This is a genomic window from Pseudomonas entomophila, assembly GCF_013523165.1.
GTDB lineage: Bacteria > Pseudomonadota > Gammaproteobacteria > Pseudomonadales > Pseudomonadaceae > Aquipseudomonas > Aquipseudomonas entomophila_A.
This window is the reverse complement of record NZ_JAAMQI010000055.1, coordinates 1-1,122: the sequence shown is the minus strand read 5'-3', so window position 1 is coordinate 1,122 and position 1,122 is coordinate 1. Positions and strand designations below refer to the sequence as shown.

General features: G+C 63.2%; 1 protein-coding gene. It reads left to right on the top strand.

What is annotated here, in order from left to right; translation table 11 throughout:
* On the top strand, positions 1–1,122 hold a 1,122-nt coding region (locus tag G7Z99_RS19610; protein ID WP_181096818.1), incomplete at both ends, for an immunoglobulin-like domain-containing protein.

Below are 1,122 nucleotides of genomic sequence, written 5' to 3'. Positions count from 1 at the left end.
CGGTGATTACCGTCGCAGCAGGCCAGACCGTAGGCAGCATCACGGTTGCAGCTCCAGGCGACGATCCGTACATCGACGCAGGCTCGGTCAACGCAACCATTACCAATGCCACCGGTGGCAATTTCGAGAACCTGGCAGTCAATGGCACGCCAGCAATCACCGCTGTCACTGACACGATCGATACGTCGACCGTAACCCTGACGGCAACTCCGTCGGTTGCCGAAGGTGGCGTAATCACCTACACCGCCAGCGTCACCGCCCCGGTTACCGAGGCCCCGCTGATCGTGACCCTGGCCAACGGCCAGACCATCACGATTCCGGTAGGTGCCAGCACGGGTTCGGTGAACTTCACTGCCCCAGACAACGTGTATGCCACTAACCCGCCTGTGACCAACAGCATCACTGACGTTAGCGGCGGCAACTACGAGAAGCTGGTCGCTGCCGGTACCCCAAGCACCACCGTGACGGATGGCCCAGGTACCAGCACCACCACGACCGTGGCCCTGAGCGCGACACCGACCGTGGCCGAGGGTGGCCAGATCGTCTACACCGCGACCCTGACCAACGCTGCGCAGACCCCGGTCAGCGTGACCTTGAGCAATGGCTCGGTCATCACCATCGCGGCAGGCCAGACTTCCGGCTCGGTGAACGTCGCTGCGCCTGGTGACGACCCGTACATCGACGCGGGTTCGGTCAACGCAACCATCACCAATGCCACCGGTGGCAACTTCGAAAACCTGGCGGTCAACGGTACCCCGGCGGTGACTGCTGTTACCGACACCATCGACACCAGCACCGTTACCCTGACCGCGACTCCGTCGGTCACCGAAGGTGGTGTGATTACCTACACCGCCAGCGTCACTGCCCCAGTTACCGAGGCCCCGCTGGTCGTGACCCTGGCCAACGGCCAAACCATCACGATTCCAGTCGGTGCCAGCACGGGCTCGGTGAACTTCACCGCCCCGGATAACGTGTACGCCACCAATCCGCCTGTAACCAACAGCATCACGGCCACCAGCGGCGGTAACTACGAGAACCTGGTGACTGCCGGCGCGCCGAGCACCACCGTGACCGATGGTTCAGGCACCAGCACCACCACGACCGTGGCACTGACTGCTACGC